Source organism: Allocoleopsis sp. (assembly GCF_036703385.1).
Taxonomy (GTDB): Bacteria; Cyanobacteriota; Cyanobacteriia; order Cyanobacteriales; family Coleofasciculaceae; genus Allocoleopsis.
In genome coordinates this window covers 1-3,036 of record NZ_DATNPA010000481.1, presented here as the reverse complement: position 1 = coordinate 3,036, position 3,036 = coordinate 1, and the positions used below count along the sequence as shown (strand labels likewise).

Here is a 3,036-nt window from a genome sequence, read left to right as displayed (position 1 = left end):
TGCATTTTTAATGGAGCATGGTATTGATATCTATGTTCCTACGGCAAAGACTATCAATGTCTTAGAACGTAACAATTCCCAGCGCAACCATTTCTGGCATGACGACGGGATCACCGTCTCTCTCATTCATCGAGTAAAAGGAAATGAGGCGGATATGGTTTATGTCGTTGGCTTTGACAATATTGCCAAAGATGAAAGCTCTTGTCAGCTTCGTAATCAGGTATTTGTCGCTTTGACTCGGTCACGAGGCTGGGTCAAACTCAGTGGTATTGGTCACTATCCCATGTATGAGGAAATGCGACGAGCGATTGAGAGTGGAGATACCTTCACTTTCACCTATCAGCGCCCTTCCAAGTGGGATATTAGTACTGACTAATACAGAGTGCAGTAAGAGTAGAAGCGCTCGCTCTTAATTCTAGGGAAAATAAAGCCAGAGGCGAGCGCCGCCTTCACCCATACCCGCAACTTTCCTATTCTATGGCTACTTTTTTATCTAGGGTTCTGTTCAAGAACAGCTAAAATCTTACCGCTCTTCTTCCTTTATTAAACACCTGATATTGAAGAGTTATTGCCCTTATGGGAGGCATTTTAATTGGGGGCGAACATCAGGGCCTATCGGTGGAGCGACCCCGATCAAAACCTCCGTGTTTAATGTAGCGTTTTATACTTTTACCTCGCACCCTTTTTTCAGCAATTCTGCTTAGGCACTAGAGTTAGGGAAAAATTAGGGAAGCTTGACAGATGGGAAAGCTTGTATCCAACGGGGCAGTGAATGTCGTAAACTCAGATAAATTGAGAATCAGCCGCACCAGGATTTCCGCCAAGGAGTAATGGCGACCCTCTGCATAGGAAACAGATGCCCTCTGCTTGGGGGATGTAAAAGCAATTGCCCATGCTTGTTAGGTTTGAAGCTCGCCGGAGCGTGTCAGGAAGCCACGGGGTGTACGGGCTTTTGCCATCGACTGAACCCAGCGATCTATCTTGGCTGTGCTTTCCCGATTATACCTTAATTATTTGAGGAGCTGAACAACAAAAACTCAATGAAAGATGGAGAGTTAATCGACCTACTTAATCGAGTCAACACCCGACTCAAGACGGATAAGGTTCGAGTCACAATTAAACAAAAAGGCAATCGGTTATATTTACGCGGTACGTTTCCTCCACGTCCGGGGAGTAATAATACTAAACCTCATCAACAAGAAATTGCTATCGGTCTATATGTGACAGTGGAAGGGCTGCACCGAGCCGAAAAAGAAGCTCGAAAGGTAGGAGAACTTCTCGACGAGCAAGCGTTTGATTGGGAGCCTTATTTGCGTCATCTAACTTTTGGACAATCGTCTCCAAAAACGACTGGGGATTGGATTAATGAATTAGAACGCGATTACTTTACTCGACGCGCTAGAACGCCAGAATCTGTTACCACCTGGAAGACTAACTATCAAGAAGTCTTTAAGAGCCTGCCCTCCGATAAACCCCTTACCGTTGAAGTTTTAAAAGGTGCGATCGCTTCGACTCGTCCTGACACAAGAATGCGTCAAAAGACTTGTTTGGCGTTGGATAAATTAGCGCAGATTGCGAGTATAGAATTCGATACTAAAAGGTATATAGGGAACTACTCCCCCACAAAAGTTTCCCCGCGCTCTCTACCAACCGATTCTGAGATTGTCGAGTGGTATGAAAGGCTCTCTAACCCGGCATGGCAGTGGGCTTTTGGAATGTTGGCTACCTATGGTTTGCGCCCTCACGAACTGTTTCATCTGGACTTGGAAGCGTTCAAAACAAGTTCGGGAGTTTTGACCGTCTTGGCGGGAAAAACGGGGATGAGGAAAATCTGGCCGTTGCATCCCGAATGGGTGGAGCAGTTTAATCTAACTGATATTAAACTCCCTCAATGTACGGGGAAAACCAATAGAGACTTGGGGCATCGGGTCACTCGCTATTTCCAACGCCAGCGCCTTCCGTTTCGTCCTTATGACTTGCGCCATTGTTGGGCGATTAGAAGCATACATTATGGGTTAGATATCCCCTTAGCGGCGCAACAAATGGGACATTCGGCAACGATTCACAGCCAAACTTACCATGCGTGGCTCAGCTATCAACATCATCAACAAGCCTTCGAGCGGTTGCTCAAAAGAGCCGACAGACCCCTGCCACCACGCCTTGAGTAACACCCTGTAGGAATCACACTCTTTGTAGCTTTTGTCAGTTTTAGGGTGTTGAACCCTTTCAACTGACCAATGTCTAAGTCCTATTTAGCAGTTTGTCCGATGCAGGAAATTAACGCATTTGCTGAGCTTTTTGCAGGGCGCGATCTGCCATGACAATTCCGTAACCCGAATCCTTGTCGTAACCGCCAGCTTCGATGTCCAGCGCGGTTGAGGTGAGGATGTTCCGAATCTGCGATGCAGTTAGATTTGGCTTGTAAGATTTCACTAAAGCCGCGATCGCGGCGGCATGGGGTGCTGCTGCACTTGTACCGTAAAATGGGTTGAAATAGCTAGCGGGGTAGGCAGGAAAGCTAGTTGCTACGCCATCGGCAGCGGTGATGTCCGGTTTTTGGCGAACCGTTCCCCCGCCTGATAAAAAGTTTCCTGGCGTTATTGCCGAGCCATCAGCATTGAAGAACACTCGTCTTGGCCCATCCGAACTGTAGGTTTCAACTGGGTTGGCTGCACCGCCAGTGAATGGTGAATTTCTTCCCGCTGCGCTGGTTGCTGCTACCGCAATGGCTCCCGTTGCAGCCGGATGTCCCCAAATTTGCCCTACCGTGTTGTAGCTCAACCGCCCCCGTTCCGTATCCAACCGCAGATATCGCGCTTGACCGCTTGCTCTGACTACAACGACTTGGTTTCCGGCAGCTTGAGGTCCGGTGTACTCGAACGGAAAAGCGTTGCCTGCTTGAACGTTGGTCGATGCGGCAACGACTTGCGACCCTGTGGAGTCCAGCACGTAGAGATCGTAGTCGTTGGTTGAATTATAAAACGTGTCCGACCACTGGAGCGTGATGTAACCGCTTTGAGCGGTCAGTGCGTTTGC

3 protein-coding genes are annotated in these 3,036 nt (G+C 48.2%); 2 read left to right on the top strand and 1 reads right to left on the bottom strand.

What is annotated here, in order from left to right:
* On the top strand, positions 1 to 376 hold a 376-nt coding region (locus V6C93_RS23475; RefSeq protein ID WP_333479098.1), incomplete at its 5' end, for an ATP-binding domain-containing protein.
* A 664-nt stretch (positions 377 to 1,040) separates the two neighbouring features.
* Complete coding sequence (locus V6C93_RS23470) at positions 1,041 to 2,168, top strand: site-specific integrase (protein ID WP_333479097.1); 1,128 nt, start codon at positions 1,041 to 1,043, stop codon at positions 2,166 to 2,168.
* Positions 2,169 to 2,277: 109 nt separating this feature from the next.
* Here the strand turns inward: V6C93_RS23470 and V6C93_RS23465 are convergent.
* The coding region (locus V6C93_RS23465; protein WP_333479096.1) for a S8 family serine peptidase at positions 2,278 to 3,036 on the bottom strand (759 nt) is incomplete at its 5' end.